Raw genomic sequence first — 16,780 nt, forward strand, 5'->3', positions numbered from 1 at the left:
GTTGCGTTCGTGTTTGCGGCTTGCCGTGGCGACTAGCTGGATGCCTTCGCATCCTGGTAGTGGCCGATGTGCTCGTAGATCTCCTGCGGGAACTTCAGGTTGCGGTACAGGTTTCCGCTGTCCGGATCGCTCGGGTCGATGAACTGGAACTCCTGTTCGCTCTGCCACTCCAGCAGGCGTTCGCGGCGCGGCGGCGAGTAGTCGCGGCCCTCCACCTGGTGCAGCATCTGCTGCGCCTGATCGTCGCTGAAGTCGTTGTCTTTGGTCAGCCAGGCCCTGACTTGCTCATGCGGCAGGAAGTGCCGCGCGACCATCGCAAACACCAGCCGGCCGTAGTGGCCGATGTCGGTTCCGGCGTCCAGCGAGTCCAGCAGGTGCGCCATCATCGGATCTTTGCGCAGTTCGTCTACGCCGTCGCCCTCTGACATGGCGCGGTTCGCGGAGCCGCGGTCGAAGCTCCGGTTCCCCGTCGCTCCGTCAGGCGCGTTCTCTGCCGTGTTCGGGCTGGGCGGCTGTTTCAACTCGTCGGTCTGCATCGTGCGCGACTCCGTGGCTTGCTGCGGAGCGGACTCATGGCGCTCATCACGCGCTTCCGGAGCGCTGGTGGTCTCCGGTCGCGGCGATGTGGACGGATGTTCGCGCTGCTGCGCCTTCAGCCGCGCCAATTCCATCTCGGCGCGCTCGGCACGGTCGGTGGCCTCGCGCAGGGCGTTAGCAGCTTCGTCGGTGACGACGGGCTGATCCAGTTCCACGGTGCGTTCGCTCATCTTGGTCTCTCCCGGCGCTGTTCTATTCGCCTTATCTTCGCTATAGCTAGACGCGGGAAGCGCGCGCCGCGTTGGTTGCCACCCTCGGCCTAGGTCAGATGCCTGACACACAGGACCCCACCGAAGGAGCGTTGATCGCATGCTGGTGCGGTAAACGAACAGAGGCGATTGCCGCATCGGCGACCTCCTCCGTCAGCGTCTGTCGCTCGAGCGAACCGAGGCATACCATAGACGGGTCGAGGATTCATGGCTACCAGGGCGAAGTCGCAGAGCAAAACTCCAGGCACAGAAAAAACCGTTTCACCTACGATCGATGCGCTTCCCGAGCGCGAAACCGGTGCGGATCAACTGCGCACGACTGTCTTCGAGATCTTCCGCCGCTGGGGCTACCTGCAGGCGCAGCTCGACCCGCTACAGCAGTACCTGCCGCCCGAGCCGTTTCCGGTGGAACTGCCCGAAGGCTCTGACAACATTGCTGCCGAGGCGCGCAAGTTTTACAGCGGCACCATCGCGCTGGAGTTCAGCCACATCGCCTCGCCCGAGCGGCGCGAATGGCTGCAGGCCGCCATGGAGCAGGAGTACCGCGAAACGCCCGAACAGCAGGCGCACACGCTGACGCAACTGATCAAAGCCGACCTGTTTGAGCAGACGATTCAGCAGCGTTACCTGGGCACCAAGCGCTTTTCGCTGGAAGGCCTGACGGTGCTGATCCCGTTCCTCGAGCGCATCTTCGAGGTCTCCTCTGGCCTTGGTGTGGAGCGCTGCAACTTTGCGATGAGCCATCGCGGCCGCCTGAACGTGATGGTGAACACCGTCGGCCGTTCCGCTGCGGACATCTTCACCAAGTTCGAGGACGTTGATCCGCGCTCCCACCTGGGCGGCGGCGATGTGAAGTACCACCAGGGCGCGACTGGCGTGTACACGTCGCCTGCGGGCAAGGAAGTTCGCCTGCACCTGGCGTCGAACCCGTCGCACCTGGAAGCGGTCGATCCCGTCATCATGGGCCGTGCTCGCGCCCGCCAGGTTCGACTGGGCAAGGACGGCGAGAGCAAGGTGCTGCCGATGATCATCCACGGCGACGCGGCGTTTGCAGGACAGGGCATCTTTGCCGAAACGCTCGACCTTGCGACCATCACTGGATACCAGGTGGGCGGAACGATCCAGGTTGTGGTCAACAATCTGCTCGGCTTTACGGCGGAGCCGCACGAGTCGAACTCCTCGCGCTACTCGACCGACATTGCGAAGCGCCTGCCGATTCCGATCTTCCACGTGAACGCGGAAGACCCCGATGCCGTGCTGCGCGTGGCGAAGATCGCAGCGGAGTACCGCGCCAAGTTCGCGAGCGATGTGGTGGTCGACCTGATCGGGTACCGTCGCCACGGCCACTCGGAGGTGGACGATCCCACCGTCACGCAGCCGCGTCGCTACGCCCGCATCAAGGAGACGGCGCCGCTGTACAAGAGCTACGCGGAGCGTCTGGGCATTGACGCGTCGGCCGAAATCGCGGCGATTCAGCAGCAGTTCCTTGCCGACCAAGCGCACGGTAAAGAAGCGGAGCACGCGCCCTCGCTGAGCGAGCTGCCGACGTACTGGAAGAACTATGAAGGCGGCCGCCTGCCCAAGGGCGAGGACGTCGCCACTGGCTTGACCGCGGATGAGGTAAAGGATCTGGTCGCGCAGTTGACCACGGCGCCTGCCGACTTCCATGTTCATCCCAAGGTGCAGGCATTGCTGAAGCAGCGCGTGGAGATGGGCGAGGGCAAGCGCCCGTTCGACTACGGCACCGCCGAGCTCGTCGCATACGCTTCGCTGTTGAAGGCCGGCACGCCGGTTCGACTGAGCGGACAGGACTCGCAGCGCGGCACCTTCAACCAGCGGCACTCCGTCTGGGTCGATACGGAAACGGAGCTGCGCTACTCGCCGCTACAACACCTGTCGGACAACCAGGGCCGCTTCGAGGTCTACAACTCCATGCTCAGCGAGGCCGCCGTGCTTGGCTTTGAGTATGGCTACAGCCGCGACTACCCCGAGGCGCTGGTGCTGTGGGAGGCGCAGTTCGGCGACTTCGCCAACGGCGCGCAGATCATCATCGATCAGTTCATCGCGGCGGGCGAAGCCAAGTGGGGCCTGCAGTCGGGCGTTGTCCTCTTGCTGCCGCACGGCTACGAAGGCCAGGGGCCGGAGCACTCGTCCGCCCGCATCGAGCGGTATCTGCAGCTTTGCGCGACGGACAACATGATTGTGGCGCAGCCATCGAACGCCGCACAGTACTTCCACCTGCTGCGTCGGCAGGCGCTGTCGCCGTACCGCAAGCCGCTGGTGGTCTTCACGCCCAAGAGCATGCTGCGCCATCCGGATGCGGTCTCGCCCGTTGTCGACTTGGCCGCACCGCGCTTCCGCAAAGTGCTGGCCGACGGCGAAGCGAAGGACCCGCGTCGCATCCTCGTCTGCTCGGGCAAGATCGGACACAACCTGCGCGTAGAACGTGCGAAGCGGGGCGACTTCTCCACTGCGATCGTCTTCGTCGAACAACTGTATCCGTGGCCTGCCGAAGAGCTGGAAGCCGCGCTGGCGCAGTACCCACACGCAGAAGAGATCGTGTGGGTCCAGGAGGAGCCGGCGAACATGGGCCCGCTCACCTATGCGTACCCGCTGCTGAAGCGTTCGGCCGGGAGCCGTCGCGTGCTTCGCGTGACGCGTTCGGCGTCGGCCAGCCCCGCAACCGGCTCTGCCAAGGCACATGAGCTCGAGGAGAAGGCGCTGATCGAACTCGCGCTGGGCAGGGGTGGCAAGAAGTAGCGGTAGCGTTTCTCGAACGAAAGCGAAGGCGCGCCGATGCTGGTGCGCCTTTCGCATTTTCGCTTGAAGCACGTCGCACGTCGCTCGTCGCCTGTTCGTTTACACTGCGCTGGCTCTAGCCGCGCAATGCTGTGACGCTGTGTAGCGCGAGCCTCTTCGCACCGGGGCACCTCGCGCGATCATCCAAAGCGCTATGACTGCATCCACACCTCGCATCGCTCTCATCGCTGGCGCCTCCGGCATTGTCGGCCGCAACCTGGCAGAACTGCTCAGCAGCGATCCAGCATGGCGCACCTATGGCCTGGCCCGCCGGCCGGTCCCGCAAGATGGTGTGGAGGCGGTCGCGGCGGACCTGCTCGATCCTGAGTCGCTCAGAACCGCGCTCGCAGAGGTCAGGCCGACGCACGTCTTCTTCGCGTCCTGGTTGCGGCAGGAGACGGAGGCTGAGAACATCCGCGTCAACAGCGGCATGGTGCGCAACCTGCTACAGGCCGTGCAGGGCGGCAGCGTGCGGCACGTTGCGCTTGTGACCGGGTTGAAGCACTACCTTGGACCGTTCGAAGCGTACGGAAAGGGCACCCTGCCGGCGACGCCCTTTCGAGAGGAACAGCCGCGCCTCGATATCCCGAACTTCTACTATGCGCAGGAAGACGAAGTGTTCGCCGCCGCCGCGCAGCAGGGCTTCACGTGGAGCGTGCACCGGCCGCACACCATCATCGGCTTCGCCGTGGGCAATGCGATGAACATGGGCGTGACGCTGGCTATGTACGCGACCATCTGCCGCGAGACCGGTCGCCCGTTCGTCTTTCCGGGCTCGGGTGTGCAGTGGCGCAGCCTGACGGACATGACCGATGCGCGTCTGCTGGCAAAGCACCTGGAGTGGGCCGCAACCACGCCCGCCGCGGCGAACCAGGCATTCAACGTGGTCAACGGCGACGTCTTCCGCTGGCAGTGGATGTGGTCGCGACTCGCCGATCACTTCGGCATTGCCGCGGCTCCGTTCGACGGCGAAGGCATTCCGCTGGAGCAGCAGCTCGCGGGTGCCGAGGACGATTGGCGCCGCATCGCGGAGAAGTACAGCCTCGCCGAGCCCGATCTTCACCGCCTCACCTCGGCATGGCATACCGACGCCGACCTGGGCCGGCCCGTTGAGGTCCTGACCGACATGAGCAAGAGCCGCCGCATGGGCTTCCTGGAGTACCAGCCCACCGATCAAAGCTTTTTCGATCTCTTTGCGCGTCTGCGGCAGGCGCGCCTGATCCCGTAGCCAGCAGAGATGGCCGCAGTCTAGCGCCACATCGCCTTCTGCAAGCAGGCGCGCGGTGGAGCGACGCACGCGTTTAGCATCAGAGCATCTATGAAGGCCGTTGGATACACTTTGCCCTCGCCCATTGAGGCACCTGAGGCGTTGCTCGACATTGAAGTGCCGGAGCCGGAGATCGGCCCGCGCGATCTCTTGGTAGAGATCAAGGCCGTTTCGGTCAACCCCGTGGACGTGAAGGTGCGCGCCGGCACGCCGCCCGAACCCGGCTCCGAGTACAAGGTGCTAGGGTACGACGCGGCCGGCGTGGTCGTGCGCCGCGGCCGCGACTGCAGCCTGTTCAAAGTCGGCGACGAGGTCTGGTACGCCGGGTCGATCGCGCGGCAGGGGACGAATGCGCAGTTCCATGCCGTGGACGAGCGCATCGTCGGGAGCAAGCCGAAGTCGATCGGCTTTGCCGAAGCCGCTGCACTGCCGTTGACGGCGATCACCGCCTGGGAGCTCTTGTTTGACCGGCTCGGCATCGACCAGTTCAAAGGTGCGCAGGCGCACCAGCGAAAAGGCGTGCTGCTGGTCATTGGCGGTGCCGGCGGTGTTGGATCGATCCTGACGCAGATCGCCAGTAAGCTGACCGCGCTGACCGTGGTCGCAACTGCGTCCCGTGCTGAGACGGTGCAGTGGTGCTACGGCAATGGTGCGCACTTCGTCATCGACCACCATCGGCCCATGCTGCAGCAGATGGAAGAGTTGAAGTTTCCGCAGGCCGAGTACATTGCCGCGCTCACCGGTACCGAGCAGCACTTTCCGGAGCTGGCGAAGATCGTCGCGCCGCAGGGCAAGATCGGCATCATCGACGACCCGAAGCATCTGGACGTGAAGCTGTTGAAGCGCAAGTCCGCGTCGCTGCACTGGGAGTTCATGTTCACGCGGCCGGTCTTCGGAACGCAGGACATTCTGCGGCAGCATGACCTGCTAACCGAGGTCGCGCGCCTGGTGGACCTGGGCACGTTGCGCACCACGGTCACGCAGCACCTGGGCGCCATCAACGCGCAGCACCTGCGCCGCGCCCATGCCATGCAGGAGAGCGGAACCGCCATGGGCAAGACCGTGCTGGGCGTTTAGAAGAACGAGATCCGAAAGAACAACCGTGCAAACACAAAGCGGGCGCAGGCTCCATAGCGAAGCCTCACCCGCTTTTGCACTTCCCGGCTGTTCGGCCAGATTCTTAGGAGCGAGTGCCCGCCGGCAGCAACTGTGCCACCACGTCGGCGAACTTCTCGAGGATCTGGTTCCAGCCTTCCACCTGGCCGCTCTCCTTCGCGCTCTCCATCGTCTCGTTGCCGATCAGGGTCAGCCGGGTCTTCCCGTTTCCAAGATCCTCAAACAGAACCACGTCATGAGCGCCTTCGATCGCCTCGTGCTCGATGCCGTACACGGCGGGATCCACCTTGTTGCCTTCGGCGTCGACGGGGTACAGCGAGAGGACAATCTTCTCGTGCGGCACAATCTCGTAGTACTCGCCGCCTGTCCAGTACTCCTGTCCTTCGGGCGACCGCATGCAGAAGCGGTACTTGCCGCCCACGCGGAAATCGATCTCGCAAAACGGCGCGGTAAAGCCCTTGGGCCCCCACCATTGAGCCGCATACTCCTGGCTTGTCCATGCCTTCCACACCAGTTCGCGCGGAGCATCGAACACCCGCGTTACCGTCATCCGTTGCGGCTCAGTTGCCGTTCCGTTTGCCATCACCTGCCTCCTTCTTCATTTGGGTTACTACCGCGTCCAGCTTGTCGAAACTCTCTTCCCAGAACTGGCGATAGTTCATCGTCCAGTCGTTGACGGCCTTGAGTGCCTCTGGCCTCAGGGTGCAGACGCTCTCCCGGCCGCGCTTGGTCTTCTTCACGATCCGAGCCCGCACCAGGGAGGCCACGTGCTTTGAAACCATCTGCTGCGAGATGGCAAAGCCCTCCGTGAACCCATGCACGGTGACAGGCCCGTGCGAGAGTCGTTCAACCATCGCACGGCGGGTCCGATCGGAAAGTGCCGAGAACGTCGCGTCCAGAACATCCACAACCACATGGTTGTGGATTGAGCCGTGTCTGTCAAGAGGAATCTTTGCGTTTGACCACACCTACTTGTCGCCGGCTTGCAACTCGTATCGAATCGACCAGTCCTGCTGACCACCCACGGGCACGTGAATGGACGTGTACAGCTCCGGGCAAATGGTCTTTGCCGTGGACCAGAAGTATGCTTTGGTGACAGGAGAGTCTGAGGTCTGCAGTATCGCGGTCTTCGTCTCTGTGTTGGTGACCTGAACGCGGTACTCACCCGGTGTGCCGGCGAAGCCGCTGAATGCGCCCTGGGCAACGTGCGCAGCGTCGGGAGTAGCCAGGAACTGAATCGTGTTCCCTTGCACCCGCAGTGCAGAGGGTGTGGCTGGATCAAAGGTCGGCGCAAAGCCAAGCTTCACCACATCCTGCGGCCCGGTCGTCGCGTGGTCCAGCATGAAGAAGTCGTGATTGTAGATCTGCGTCGTAATGTCTTTCTGACCCAGGTTGACCAGTGTGTGGCGCAGGCGAAAGATGGGCTGGCGCGGGTCAAGTTCGACGGTCTTGGTGTACCGGTAGGAGTAGCCCAGCTTGGACCGCAGCACCTGCGTAAACGTCACGGAACGCTGCGTCACCTTCGTCGTCCACGTGCCGTGGTCCACGATCGGATACACAGTCCCGAACCGGTAAGGCACATCGCCAACCCTCTGCAGAACACCGACGCCCGGCTTGATGAACTCGCCTGTCGCACCCGCCTCTGCGTACCCCAGCTCCATCCCATCGGCCGCGCGAAACTCTTCTGCCGGCCCGGTGACCGCATCGTTCGTCATCGGATCGTACTGGTTGAACCATTCTCCGAAGTACGTGCGTCCGCGATAGCTTGCACACGCGATGATGCCCGACCAATCGAAGCGTGATGAACGGTAATAGCCGTTGGTCGCGTCTGGCAGATACAGGACCAGGTCGACAGCGCCGTTCGTCAGATATGCGCTGGGATGGTCGGCATGCGGAATGGCGGCACAGGGAGACGTAGCCGGGATCCGAGACTGTGCTTGCGCGTTGATAGCGGCGATAGAAAGCGCGAGTGCGGCCAATCCCGCCGCAGTGCATGAGTGAGCAGCCGGCATACCTTCTCCTTACGAACTGCGTGGCAGCGGAACCTTGCTAAGAGTTGAGCGGGCAGGACGCCGCACGACGTCCTGCTCTAATGCAACTTCACCGATGGAGCTTTCGCGACCCGGCCTACTTCGACAAGATCAGCAGCAGCACGCCGTGTCCCGGGACCACGCCCGTGAAGACGCCGCTTTGCCGGCCCAGGTCTTTGCCGTCCCACACGTCGCGCACGCTTGCGCCGTTTGGAAAGCCGACCTCTGCCAGGTTGAACTGCATCCTGCGCTCGCCCCACGACGACGTTACCAGCGCCACCGCAACCCGGCCACCGCTCAGCGGCTTCGTCCACACGCTCATGTCGGCGTGCTCGTACTGGCGTGTGGCCTGCTTGCCAAGCGGGTCCTGATCGATCGCGATCACCTCACGATTCGTCAGGATGGACCGGTCCACGTCCGACATCTTGGTCAGGTCGTTGCCGGCCAGCAGAGGCGCCGCCAGCATGGCCCACAGGCTCATGTGCTGGCGGTACTCGTCGGGCTTCATTCCACCGTTGCCGATCTCCAGCATGTCGGGGTCGTTCCAGTGACCGGGACCGGCGTATTGCGCGATGTCGGCCTGCTCCTGGCCGATGATGAACATGCGCGGCCAGGTGTCGTTGATGTCGTCCGTGGTGCGCCACATCGACGCTCCGACCGACGGTCCCCACTTCCACGGATCGGCGAACCCGTACTGGCAGAGGCTGTACAGGATCGGGCGTCCGGTTGCGCGCAGGGCATCGCCCATTTTCTTGTACGCCGCAATCATCAGCTTCTCGCCTGCCTGCGGATCGTCGGGGTGCGCCTTGCGTTCCGCGGACATCTGATCGCCGAACGAGCACAGGTCGTACTTGAGGAAGTCAACGCCCCATGCGGCGTAGGTCTGTGCGTCCTGCGCCTCGTGCCCGTAGCTGCCAGCGTAGCCTGCGCAGGTCTTCTCGCCGGGCGAGGAGTAAATGCCGAGCTTTAGGCCCTTGCTGTGCACGTAGTCGGCCAGCGCTTTCATGTCCGGAAACTTCTCGTTGCCGCGTATTGCGCCGTTCGCATCGCGCTTGCCTTGCCATGTGTCGTCGATGTTCACGTACACGTAACCGGCGTCGCGCATCCCGGTGCTGACCAACTGGTCGGCCGTGGCACGCACGTCGGCGTCGGTGACTTTTCCGGCAAAGTGGTTCCAGCTATTCCATCCCATGGGTGGTGTTGGCGCGGGCGAGGTTTGTGCGTGAAGCGCAGGCGCGAACAGAACAGCGAAGGAGGCGAGGAGCAATCGAACGTTCATGGAGGTCCTTGGGATGAGCAGCATTCACCGCGCTAAGAAGGGTAAGGCATCGAACGCGTGCCCGGCTACGAGCATCATCGCTCTTCCTCGGGCCGGGCGTGGGCGCACGGTATCATGAGCACGCGCCCAGAACCATGCAGCGGCCCAAAGGAGCACACCCATGCGTATCGGCATCATGACTCGCGAGTATCCGCCCCATGTGTACGGCGGTGCCGGTGTCCACGTGGAGTACCTGAGCCGCGAGCTCGCGAAACGCGCAGAGGTCGAGGTGTACTGCTGGGGCGAGCAGGAGTCGCCCGAAACGAATCCGAATGTGCATGGTCAGCAGCCGTGGAGCGAGATCACGGAAGGCACCGAAGGCAAGTTCAAAGCCGCGCTCGAAGCGCTGAGCCTGAATCTGACCCAGGTGAAGGCGCTGGAAGGCATCGACGTCGTCCACACGCATACCTGGTACGTGAGCATGGCGGGCTTTCTGGCGCGCAAGCTCTACAACATTCCCTTTGTGCTCACGACCCATTCCTTGGAACCGCTGCGCGCCTGGAAGGCCGAGCAACTGGGCACCGGCTATGCCATGAGCAGTTGGATGGAGCGCACCGCGATCCTGGACGCGGATGCCGTGATCGCTGTGAGCGAAGGCACCAAGAAAGACATCCTGAAGGCGTATCCGGAGATTCACCCTGAGCGCATTCACGTGATCTACAACGGCATCGATCTGGACGAGTACCAGAAGACCGAGGCCAAGGATGCGCTGATCAAGCACGGCGTCGATCCGGATGTGCCCTACGTGCTGTTTGTGGGCCGCATCACCCGGCAAAAGGGAGTCACGCACCTGGTCGATGCGATCCAGTACCTGCCCAAGGACACGCAGGTCGTCCTGTGCGCCGGCGCGCCCGATACACCGGAGATTGCGCAGGAGATGCGGGAGCTGGTCGCCAAGGCGAAAAGCATCAATCCGCGCGTGACATGGATCGAAGCCATGGTCGCGAAGCAGGAGGCGATCCAGCTTTACAGCAACTGCGCCGTGTTCTGCTGCCCCAGCGTGTACGAGCCGTTCGGCATCATCAACCTGGAAGCGATGGCCTGCCGCGCGCCCGTGGTGGCCAGCGCCACGGGCGGCATTCTTGAGGTGGTGGTCGATGACGAAACCGGCTACCTGGTTCCGTTTGCGCAGGACCCGACGACCAGCTTCCCGGAGCATCCGGAACAGTTTGCGAAGGACCTTGCAGCCAAGCTGAACGATCTGCTGGCGGATCCTGACAAGGCCAAGCGCTTCGGCGAAGCCGGCCGCAAACGCGTAGAAGCCAAATTCAGTTGGAGTGCCATCGCCGAACAGACGCTGGCACTGTACGAAAAGCTAGTTGCCGTTCGAAGCTAGACGGCTAGCGGACTCACGATCCGCTTCCGCCACCTTAGTGATCAGTGAAGACGGTGCATCGCGTAGAAGCACGGCCGCGACCCGATTTCGCTGAGCTGAGAAGCTTCAATGCCGCGGTGCGTAGCCCTGCCACACGTATTCCAGCGCTTCGGGCAGCGTCTGTTCGCGCACGGCCCGGTCCACGTGGACGGCGTTCTGTGCAAACACGAACTGGTAGTGGTAGCCCTTTGCAGCCAGGGCGCGCGCTAGATTTTCGTTGGCCAGAACCCAGTCGTGCATGCCGTCGCGCATCGCGTTCGGGTTCAGCAGGTCGCGATCGCCAACCTCCATCCAGATGCGGATAGGCTTGCGCGGCGTGTCCGCAATCAGGTGTTCGGGGAAGGCCCAGGCGCCGTGGGGCGTTCGCGGATTGCTCGGCCACTGCTGGTTGATCCATGTGCCGGAGTAGCTGAGCACGCGGTGGTACCACTCCGGGTGATACCACGCCATGATCAGCGCGGCCGCCCCGCCGGAGCTGTTCCCCATGGTCACCCGACCATTCGGATCGCGAGTCAATCGCACGTGGAAGCGCTTCTCCACCTCGGGCACGACCTCGTGCTCAATGAACTCGGCGTACTTCCCGCTCATGGTGTCGTACTCCAGGCCGCGCTCGCTGCCCTGCGCGTCTCCACCGCCGTTCTGGATCGAAACGGCGGCGACGGCGGGAATGCGGTGCTGCGCGATGAGCGAGTCCAGCGCGGGAAATAAGAGGCGGTCCGGGCCGTCCGCGGTCACGATCCACGGCAGTTCCGTACCAGGCTTGTAGTTCGCCGGCAGATACACCGTGACGCTGCGCGTGTACGGCGCGGGGTGACTCGTCGTCACCACCAGCTTGGCCGGATCAGAAGGATTTGGCTTGCCAAACGTTCCCGGCTCGCGCGCAATGCCGGGGTAGAACTTGCTGTCGGCCGAGTTCATGGTGAACTCCTGCACCGTGCCGCGTGGAACCGCCGGCCCGGGCTTCATCTCCGGCGCGGCAGGGTGCGTCGGACCGATGATGAAATTGCCATCCACGCGCGGAGAGGGGAATGTACCGTCGGGCAGATCGCGTGCCTGCACGTACCCCGCCGCATGTGGTTGGCGCGCTGGTGGCGTAGACGGCGCTGCTGCCGGAGCAGGCGCCTGGGCCTGCACCACCGCGGCAAAACACAGCGACACCCAAGGAAGCACACGGCGCAAACGGATCATGAAACCTCTCGTTCGCGAAGTATACGAGTACCGAGCAGGCCTCGTGCGCAGCGTACGGGAGCCCTCGCTCCACGAGTGGCGCGATCAGGACGCGGCTTGCACTTCTTTGGCGTACACCTGGTGTGTGACACGTGGCGACTCGTCGCCTTTGTGCATCGAGCGCACAGTCTGCAGGAGCGTGGCATCGGCGGTGGTCATGCGCTCGCGGCTGCGCAGGTACTCCAGCCAGCTTTCCATCACGAAGCTTTCTTCCAGCCGCTCCGGGTCGTTGCCGTCGCGGAAGACGCCCCACCGGATCGCGCCCGACCGCAGCCGAACGTCGCGCAACTGGTGAATCGCGTGCACGAACTCGTTGTAGCGCTCGGTGGGCACGGAGTAATCCACCAGGATGCGCACCGGCCCATCCTCCGGCTGCGGCTCCAGCTCCAGGTGCGGCACCGGCCGCTTCCACTGGTAGGGCGACAGGTCCGGAACCGTGCCACGCATCACGTGCAGGCGCAAGGTCAGCGGCAGCGATACGGCCATCGTGGCAGCGCTGGCGCACATGGCAACCTTCACCGACGAATGTTCGGCAACGTAACCCCACACCACCGAACCGATCGCCAGCCCGCCCTGGAACACCATCTGGTACATGCCGAGAGCGCGCGCCTGCACCCACCCCGGCGCGTTCAACTGCACACTCACGTTTAGCGAGCTCATGGTGCACACCCACGCAAAGCCGCCTGCAATCAGAAACAGGATGATAGGCCAGGTGGTGCGCGCGAAGGCCAGCACCAGCAGCGTGCTGATGTACTGCGCGCTGGATGCCGCAAGAATCTGGTCATAGGTGAATCGTGCCCGCACCCTGGGCAGCAGAAACGCCGCAAGCACCGCGCCCAGCCCCATGGATCCGTTCAAAATGCCGTAGCCCAGCGCGCCCTGCCCCAGGTGACGGTGCGCAACCACCGCTAGCAGCGACCAGACCGCGGCCACTGAAAACGTGAACAGAAACGCGCGAACAAACGTCGCCTGCAGCACCGGCGAGTAGCGCAGGAACCGGAAGCCTGTTTCCACCGATCCCATCAGCCGTTCCGCTGGCAGCGCCGACCGGAACAGCGGCTGCCGCTTCCACACGTACAGCACCCAGATCACCGCCGCGAACGAGGCCGCGTTCAAGGCAAAGGTCCACCCAGCCCCGGTCGTTTCGTGGATGAAGGCTGCCATCAGCAGGCCGCCGAGCGCCGGACCCACCGCACGCGCCAGGTTGTTGCTGGCGCTGGCCAGCGCCACCGCATTCGGCAGTTCGCTACGCGGAATCAGCTCCGGCACAATCGCCTGCCAGGCAGGATTGTTCATCGCCGACCCGATATTCATCAGGAACGTGAGCAGCAACAACCACACCGGACCAATTACGCCCGTGAAGGCAAGTACCGCCAGCAGCGCCACCGCGGCCATTTGCCATGCCTGCCAGAACAGCAGCAGGCGGCGCCGGTCAAAGATGTCGGCGGTCGCTCCGGCAAAGATGCCGAGCAACAGCACTGGAGCGCTTGCCGCGGTTTGCATCAGCGCGATCAGCAGTGGCGATCCCGTGAGCGCGGTCATCAGCCACGTGCCGCTGGTGTCCTGCATCCACGTGCCTAGGTTTGACACGGTGGACGCGATCCAGCGATCGCGAAAAAGCGGATACCGCAGCGGAGCGAAACCGCTGGCCCGCGTCGTGGCGGGTGAAACAGACGGCGTTGCCTCCGGAGCGGATGGATTCGGCGAGATTGCAGCGGAACTCTGCCCCTGCTCCACGGTCTGATCGGAAGAGTTCACCACTCACAGGGTAGCAACCGGCTCCTACGGGTCAGCCCAGCCCCGCAAAGGCGCGAGAAGTGCGCGCTGCCTATTGACGAAGCAGGTCTGCCATCCTGCGACGCCATGCCCGCACCTGGGGAAAACACCAGGGACAAAGCATCGATCTATGTTCCATGTTCTTGCTGGGAGCGCGGGAGCCATGCACAACACGCCGGAGCAGATAGCGAGAGACCGGAACGTTCTTCGCGAACGGGCAAGCGGCAGTAACTTTGGATCGCAGCCACGGCTTGAACGGCCTGTGTTGCACGGGAACGTGGACCGGGTTCATCCACCGACGAACTTCCATTTCCCCTATTGGGTGAGCCGGCCCACACCGTACCAGGCCTGCGACGAGAACGGCCGCGAGCACTTCTGCGGAGGGGTTCTACAGGCCGATCAGGTCGTCTGGCTGCAGCAGCCCCTGCACGAGGCCAAAGCCTCGCGCCGCGTGATGGCGTTCACGCCGTCGGCTGGTCTCATCCGGCTGGAGTCTCGGCGCCTCGCCGGGATCCGCCGACCGGTCTGACCTTCGTTACCTTAAGCCAGACCTCGAACCCGCGCGTAAGGCGGCCAAGGCTGCCCAGCCCGCCGCGTCCGCTCCGGCCTTATTGGATCGGGCGCGCTTGCATCGCCAGCAGGGAATCGATCCGATGCGACACGGCCTGGAGCTCCGCGGAAGCCTGCCGCAGGTGCTCGCTTCCGCCACTGCGACACGCGCGGATGCCTGCTTCCAGATGCTGCTGAACCTCGTACAGAGGGAGCTGAACCTGTTCCAGCAGCGTGTCCAGCAGCGCCTGCGAGGTGCTGACAAACACTTCATGGTGCCAGCTCTCCTGTTCCGACAGGTTGAGAAATGCGCTTCCAACCAGGGTGGCAAGCACCAGCAGCGTTCTGTACTTCGACACGCCGATGATCCCCGCGTCGCTGTGGTTCAGGATCCAAAGCGTTCCCCGAAGCTTGCCCGCGGACCACGGCGCGGTGATCCCGTGGGCAAAGCTTTCGCCGCCGGATCCCGCCGGAAGCCAACTGTTGGGCACCTGGAACAGTTTCGGGCGGTCGTCCGCAATCGCCACCGCGCAGGCGCTCTGCGCACGTGGCACGTCGACACCAGATAGCGCCTCGCAGGTGCCAGACGCGACGACCACGGGCAGGCAGTCCGCCGGAACCAGCTCTCCATCACGCTCCATGCAGATGCCGGCGGCGTCCGCGCCGCACAGGTGCCGCGCCACGTCCGTCAGCGGCCGCAGGAGCCGCCCGGGGTCGGTGGCCATCCGGTTCGCCATAAACCGAAGCAGCGACAGGATGCTGGTGAGAGACGGATCCGAATCGAAGCTGGAGGTGGTGAGGTGCTCCTGAACTTCGCGCACAACGAAATGGGGGGTAGGTTCGCTGGGGAGGATTCGCATAGCACTTCCGTGGTATGCACGAAGACTTCCAGCGCGGCTTAGCGGGTTCTAATGTCGGGCGGTACCGCTCTCATCGTGTCGCAACGTGATTGAGCTCCAATTAGCAACGCGCGCTCCCGCTGCGCCAAAGCATCCCAACTGTATGGTTCGGTGTGCGAGAATCCCCAGATGGTTCCGCGCGCAGCCGCAAGACCCAAGCCCGGTCAACTCGCCCCGGAGGCGACGATGAGAGCTGGTGGACTTCCGTGGCCGCACGCGTCTCGAAACGAACCTACCCGCGGGCGTAACAAAGCATGACAGTCAACAATGGTCAGCAGCATCTCGCAGGTTCAGCCGTATCTCCCAAGGTAAAGCGGAGCCGCGAGCTTCAGGTAGCACTCGTGTTGCTTCTCTTCACGCTCTTCGGGGTGGTGCGGCACCTGCACTACACGGCCATTGGCGAAGACCTGTCTTCGTCCTATGTGGGCTGCCGCCTGCTGGCCGAAGGACAGGGCTCTCATCTGTATAGCCACGATCCCCAGGTCTTCAGCAAAGTCCTTGACCCCGTTTGGAACGAAACGGCGGACAGGGCGCAGTTTGCACCCCTTTCACGGCTTCATCCCTATGTTCAAACGCCGCTCTGGGCATGGTCGCTGGAACCCCTGTGCATGCACACGACGTTCCCGCAGTTCTGCGACGTGTTCCTGGTTCTGGTGATGCTCTCGCTTGCGGGCATGATCTGGCTGGTGGTGCGCTACTGGGCACCAAGCCTGTTCCACCCCGGCTGGGTCGCGTTGCTGTGCGTGGCCTGGATCCTGACCGAGCCGTTCAAATACGCTCTGTTCCTGACCCAGACGCACCCGCTCTACCTCTTCCTCACGGTGCTCGCGCTGGTTCTGGCGCGCCGCGGCTTCCCAGTGTGGGCGGGCATCTGCCTGGCCGTTGCCGCCGCTGTAAAGATCACGCCCGCTTTCCTGCTGCTGTACTGGCTGATGGTCCGGCAGCGCAGGGCGGCGGTGAGCTTTGTGGCGGCTTCAGCGGTGCTCACGATACTGATCGTGGTGACTACCGGGCCGTCGATGTTTTTTATGTACCTGCAGGAGTTGTCGTGGGTGTCGAACGTGCTGCTGGTCGCGTTCAACAACCAGTCGCTCGCCGCTTTCCTTGCCACGGTCATGCATCCCGAGCTGCGGAACGAGGTGATCGACTGGCGCATCCACGCGCTGGCGCCATGGGTCAAATGGATCTCCCTGCTGTTGAGCGTGGGCATCACCGTGCTGGGTGGATGGCTGGATCGTCGCAACGGCCTCATTGCTTTGCGACCGCACGGCGAGTCGGAACCGCCGCCATACGGGGCCGTGCTGGCGATGCTGGCAGCTACGCTGCTGGCACCCATCGCATGGAGCCACTACTACATCGTTCTGCTGGTGCCGGCGGCGTTGCTGCTGGACCAGAGAAGGGCGCAGCGCGCGCCGCTGTACCTGGCGTGTGCCGCTGCCATCTTCGTCCTGAACGTGTATCCGGTGGCCTACCGGGCTATCGCTAACCAGGCAAGTTCGTTTTCGATTCTGCGGGCTCAGTTCGATGCAGGCCTAATTGCGATGGGGGCCATGGTGCTGCTGAGCACGCAGGCGCGAGCTTTCGACCATGCGCGGAGTTCAGGCTGACGTACACTCCT

14 protein-coding genes are annotated in these 16,780 nt (G+C 63.6%); 6 read left to right on the forward strand and 8 right to left on the reverse strand.

The window, feature by feature from the left end:
* Positions 1–32 precede the first annotated feature (32 nt).
* Positions 33–767: a hypothetical protein gene (locus tag OHL12_RS14845; protein WP_263414597.1), complete on the reverse strand. Its 735-nt coding sequence runs from the start codon at positions 765–767 to the stop codon at positions 33–35.
* Positions 768–1,013: 246 nt separating this feature from the next.
* Between OHL12_RS14845 and OHL12_RS14850 the strand changes: the two genes are divergently transcribed.
* The 3 genes from OHL12_RS14850 to OHL12_RS14860 all read left to right on the forward strand — a co-directional run bounded on the left by OHL12_RS14850 (position 1,014) and on the right by OHL12_RS14860 (position 5,949).
* The gene (locus OHL12_RS14850) at positions 1,014–3,566 is read left to right on the forward strand and encodes a 2-oxoglutarate dehydrogenase E1 component (RefSeq protein WP_263414598.1); all 2,553 of its coding nucleotides are present in this window, start codon (positions 1,014–1,016) and stop codon (positions 3,564–3,566) included.
* A gap of 193 nt (positions 3,567–3,759) precedes the next feature.
* Positions 3,760–4,833, forward strand: a complete 1,074-nt coding sequence (locus OHL12_RS14855) for an SDR family oxidoreductase (protein WP_263414599.1) — start codon at positions 3,760–3,762, stop codon at positions 4,831–4,833.
* A gap of 90 nt (positions 4,834–4,923) precedes the next feature.
* Entirely contained in the window at positions 4,924–5,949 is a 1,026-nt protein-coding gene (locus tag OHL12_RS14860) for a zinc-binding alcohol dehydrogenase family protein (protein ID WP_263414600.1), read from the forward strand.
* Positions 5,950–6,052: 103 nt separating this feature from the next.
* Here OHL12_RS14860 and OHL12_RS14865 read toward each other — a convergent pair whose 3' ends face one another.
* The 4 genes from OHL12_RS14865 to OHL12_RS14880 form a co-directional block, all read right to left on the reverse strand.
* The gene (locus OHL12_RS14865; RefSeq protein WP_263414601.1) at positions 6,053–6,571 is read right to left on the reverse strand and encodes an SRPBCC family protein; all 519 of its coding nucleotides are present in this window, start codon (positions 6,569–6,571) and stop codon (positions 6,053–6,055) included.
* Complete coding sequence (locus OHL12_RS14870; protein ID WP_317889826.1) at positions 6,549–6,956, reverse strand: ArsR/SmtB family transcription factor; 408 nt, start codon at positions 6,954–6,956, stop codon at positions 6,549–6,551. Before OHL12_RS14870 ends, OHL12_RS14865 begins: the two co-directional genes overlap by 23 nt.
* The gene (locus OHL12_RS14875; protein ID WP_263414603.1) at positions 6,957–8,000 is read right to left on the reverse strand and encodes a hypothetical protein; all 1,044 of its coding nucleotides are present in this window, start codon (positions 7,998–8,000) and stop codon (positions 6,957–6,959) included.
* Positions 8,001–8,115: 115 nt separating this feature from the next.
* Entirely contained in the window at positions 8,116–9,297 is a 1,182-nt protein-coding gene (locus OHL12_RS14880) for a glycoside hydrolase family 27 protein (RefSeq protein ID WP_263414604.1), read from the reverse strand.
* Positions 9,298–9,457: 160 nt separating this feature from the next.
* On the opposite strand from OHL12_RS14880, the gene OHL12_RS14885 reads away from it, so the two are divergent.
* Positions 9,458–10,672 (forward strand): glycosyltransferase family 4 protein, encoded by a 1,215-nt coding sequence (locus tag OHL12_RS14885; protein ID WP_263414605.1) that lies wholly within the window; start codon positions 9,458–9,460, stop codon positions 10,670–10,672.
* A 105-nt stretch (positions 10,673–10,777) separates the two neighbouring features.
* On the opposite strand, the gene OHL12_RS14890 is transcribed toward OHL12_RS14885, so the two are convergent.
* A complete protein-coding gene (locus OHL12_RS14890) occupies positions 10,778–11,899 on the reverse strand; it encodes an alpha/beta hydrolase (RefSeq protein ID WP_263414606.1) in 1,122 nt (373 codons plus the stop codon).
* Positions 11,900–11,983: 84 nt separating this feature from the next.
* Positions 11,984–13,696, reverse strand: a complete 1,713-nt coding sequence (locus OHL12_RS14895) for an MFS transporter (RefSeq protein ID WP_263414607.1) — start codon at positions 13,694–13,696, stop codon at positions 11,984–11,986.
* A 148-nt stretch (positions 13,697–13,844) separates the two neighbouring features.
* Between OHL12_RS14895 and OHL12_RS14900 the strand changes: the two genes are divergently transcribed.
* Positions 13,845–14,243, forward strand: a complete 399-nt coding sequence (locus OHL12_RS14900; RefSeq protein ID WP_263414608.1) for a hypothetical protein — start codon at positions 13,845–13,847, stop codon at positions 14,241–14,243.
* A gap of 79 nt (positions 14,244–14,322) precedes the next feature.
* On the opposite strand, the gene OHL12_RS14905 is transcribed toward OHL12_RS14900, so the two are convergent.
* Complete coding sequence (locus tag OHL12_RS14905) at positions 14,323–15,084, reverse strand: hypothetical protein (protein WP_263414609.1); 762 nt, start codon at positions 15,082–15,084, stop codon at positions 14,323–14,325.
* Between the two features lie 332 nt (positions 15,085–15,416).
* On the opposite strand from OHL12_RS14905, the gene OHL12_RS14910 reads away from it, so the two are divergent.
* Positions 15,417–16,769, forward strand: coding sequence for a glycosyltransferase family 87 protein (locus OHL12_RS14910; protein WP_263414610.1), 1,353 nt, complete (start codon positions 15,417–15,419; stop codon positions 16,767–16,769).
* The last annotated feature ends 11 nt before the right edge of the window (positions 16,770–16,780 follow it).

It is taken from the genome of Terriglobus aquaticus (assembly GCF_025685415.1).
Classification (GTDB): domain Bacteria; phylum Acidobacteriota; class Terriglobia; order Terriglobales; family Acidobacteriaceae; genus Terriglobus; species Terriglobus aquaticus.

Bases quoted from the DNA above. Each gene is read 5' to 3' on its own strand.
- OHL12_RS14845 (WP_263414597.1), bottom strand. From the start codon at position 767: ATGAGCGAACGCACCGTGGAACTGGATCAGCCCGTCGTCACCGACGAA.
- OHL12_RS14850 (WP_263414598.1), top strand. From the start codon at position 1,014: ATGGCTACCAGGGCGAAGTCGCAGAGCAAAACTCCAGGCACAGAAAAA.
- OHL12_RS14855 (WP_263414599.1), top strand. From the start codon at position 3,760: ATGACTGCATCCACACCTCGCATCGCTCTCATCGCTGGCGCCTCCGGC.
- OHL12_RS14860 (WP_263414600.1), top strand. From the start codon at position 4,924: ATGAAGGCCGTTGGATACACTTTGCCCTCGCCCATTGAGGCACCTGAG.
- OHL12_RS14865 (WP_263414601.1), bottom strand. From the start codon at position 6,571: ATGGCAAACGGAACGGCAACTGAGCCGCAACGGATGACGGTAACGCGG.
- OHL12_RS14875 (WP_263414603.1), bottom strand. From the start codon at position 8,000: ATGCCGGCTGCTCACTCATGCACTGCGGCGGGATTGGCCGCACTCGCG.
- OHL12_RS14880 (WP_263414604.1), bottom strand. From the start codon at position 9,297: ATGAACGTTCGATTGCTCCTCGCCTCCTTCGCTGTTCTGTTCGCGCCT.
- OHL12_RS14885 (WP_263414605.1), top strand. From the start codon at position 9,458: ATGCGTATCGGCATCATGACTCGCGAGTATCCGCCCCATGTGTACGGC.
- OHL12_RS14890 (WP_263414606.1), bottom strand. From the start codon at position 11,899: ATGATCCGTTTGCGCCGTGTGCTTCCTTGGGTGTCGCTGTGTTTTGCC.
- OHL12_RS14900 (WP_263414608.1), top strand. From the start codon at position 13,845: ATGTTCCATGTTCTTGCTGGGAGCGCGGGAGCCATGCACAACACGCCG.
- OHL12_RS14910 (WP_263414610.1), top strand. From the start codon at position 15,417: ATGACAGTCAACAATGGTCAGCAGCATCTCGCAGGTTCAGCCGTATCT.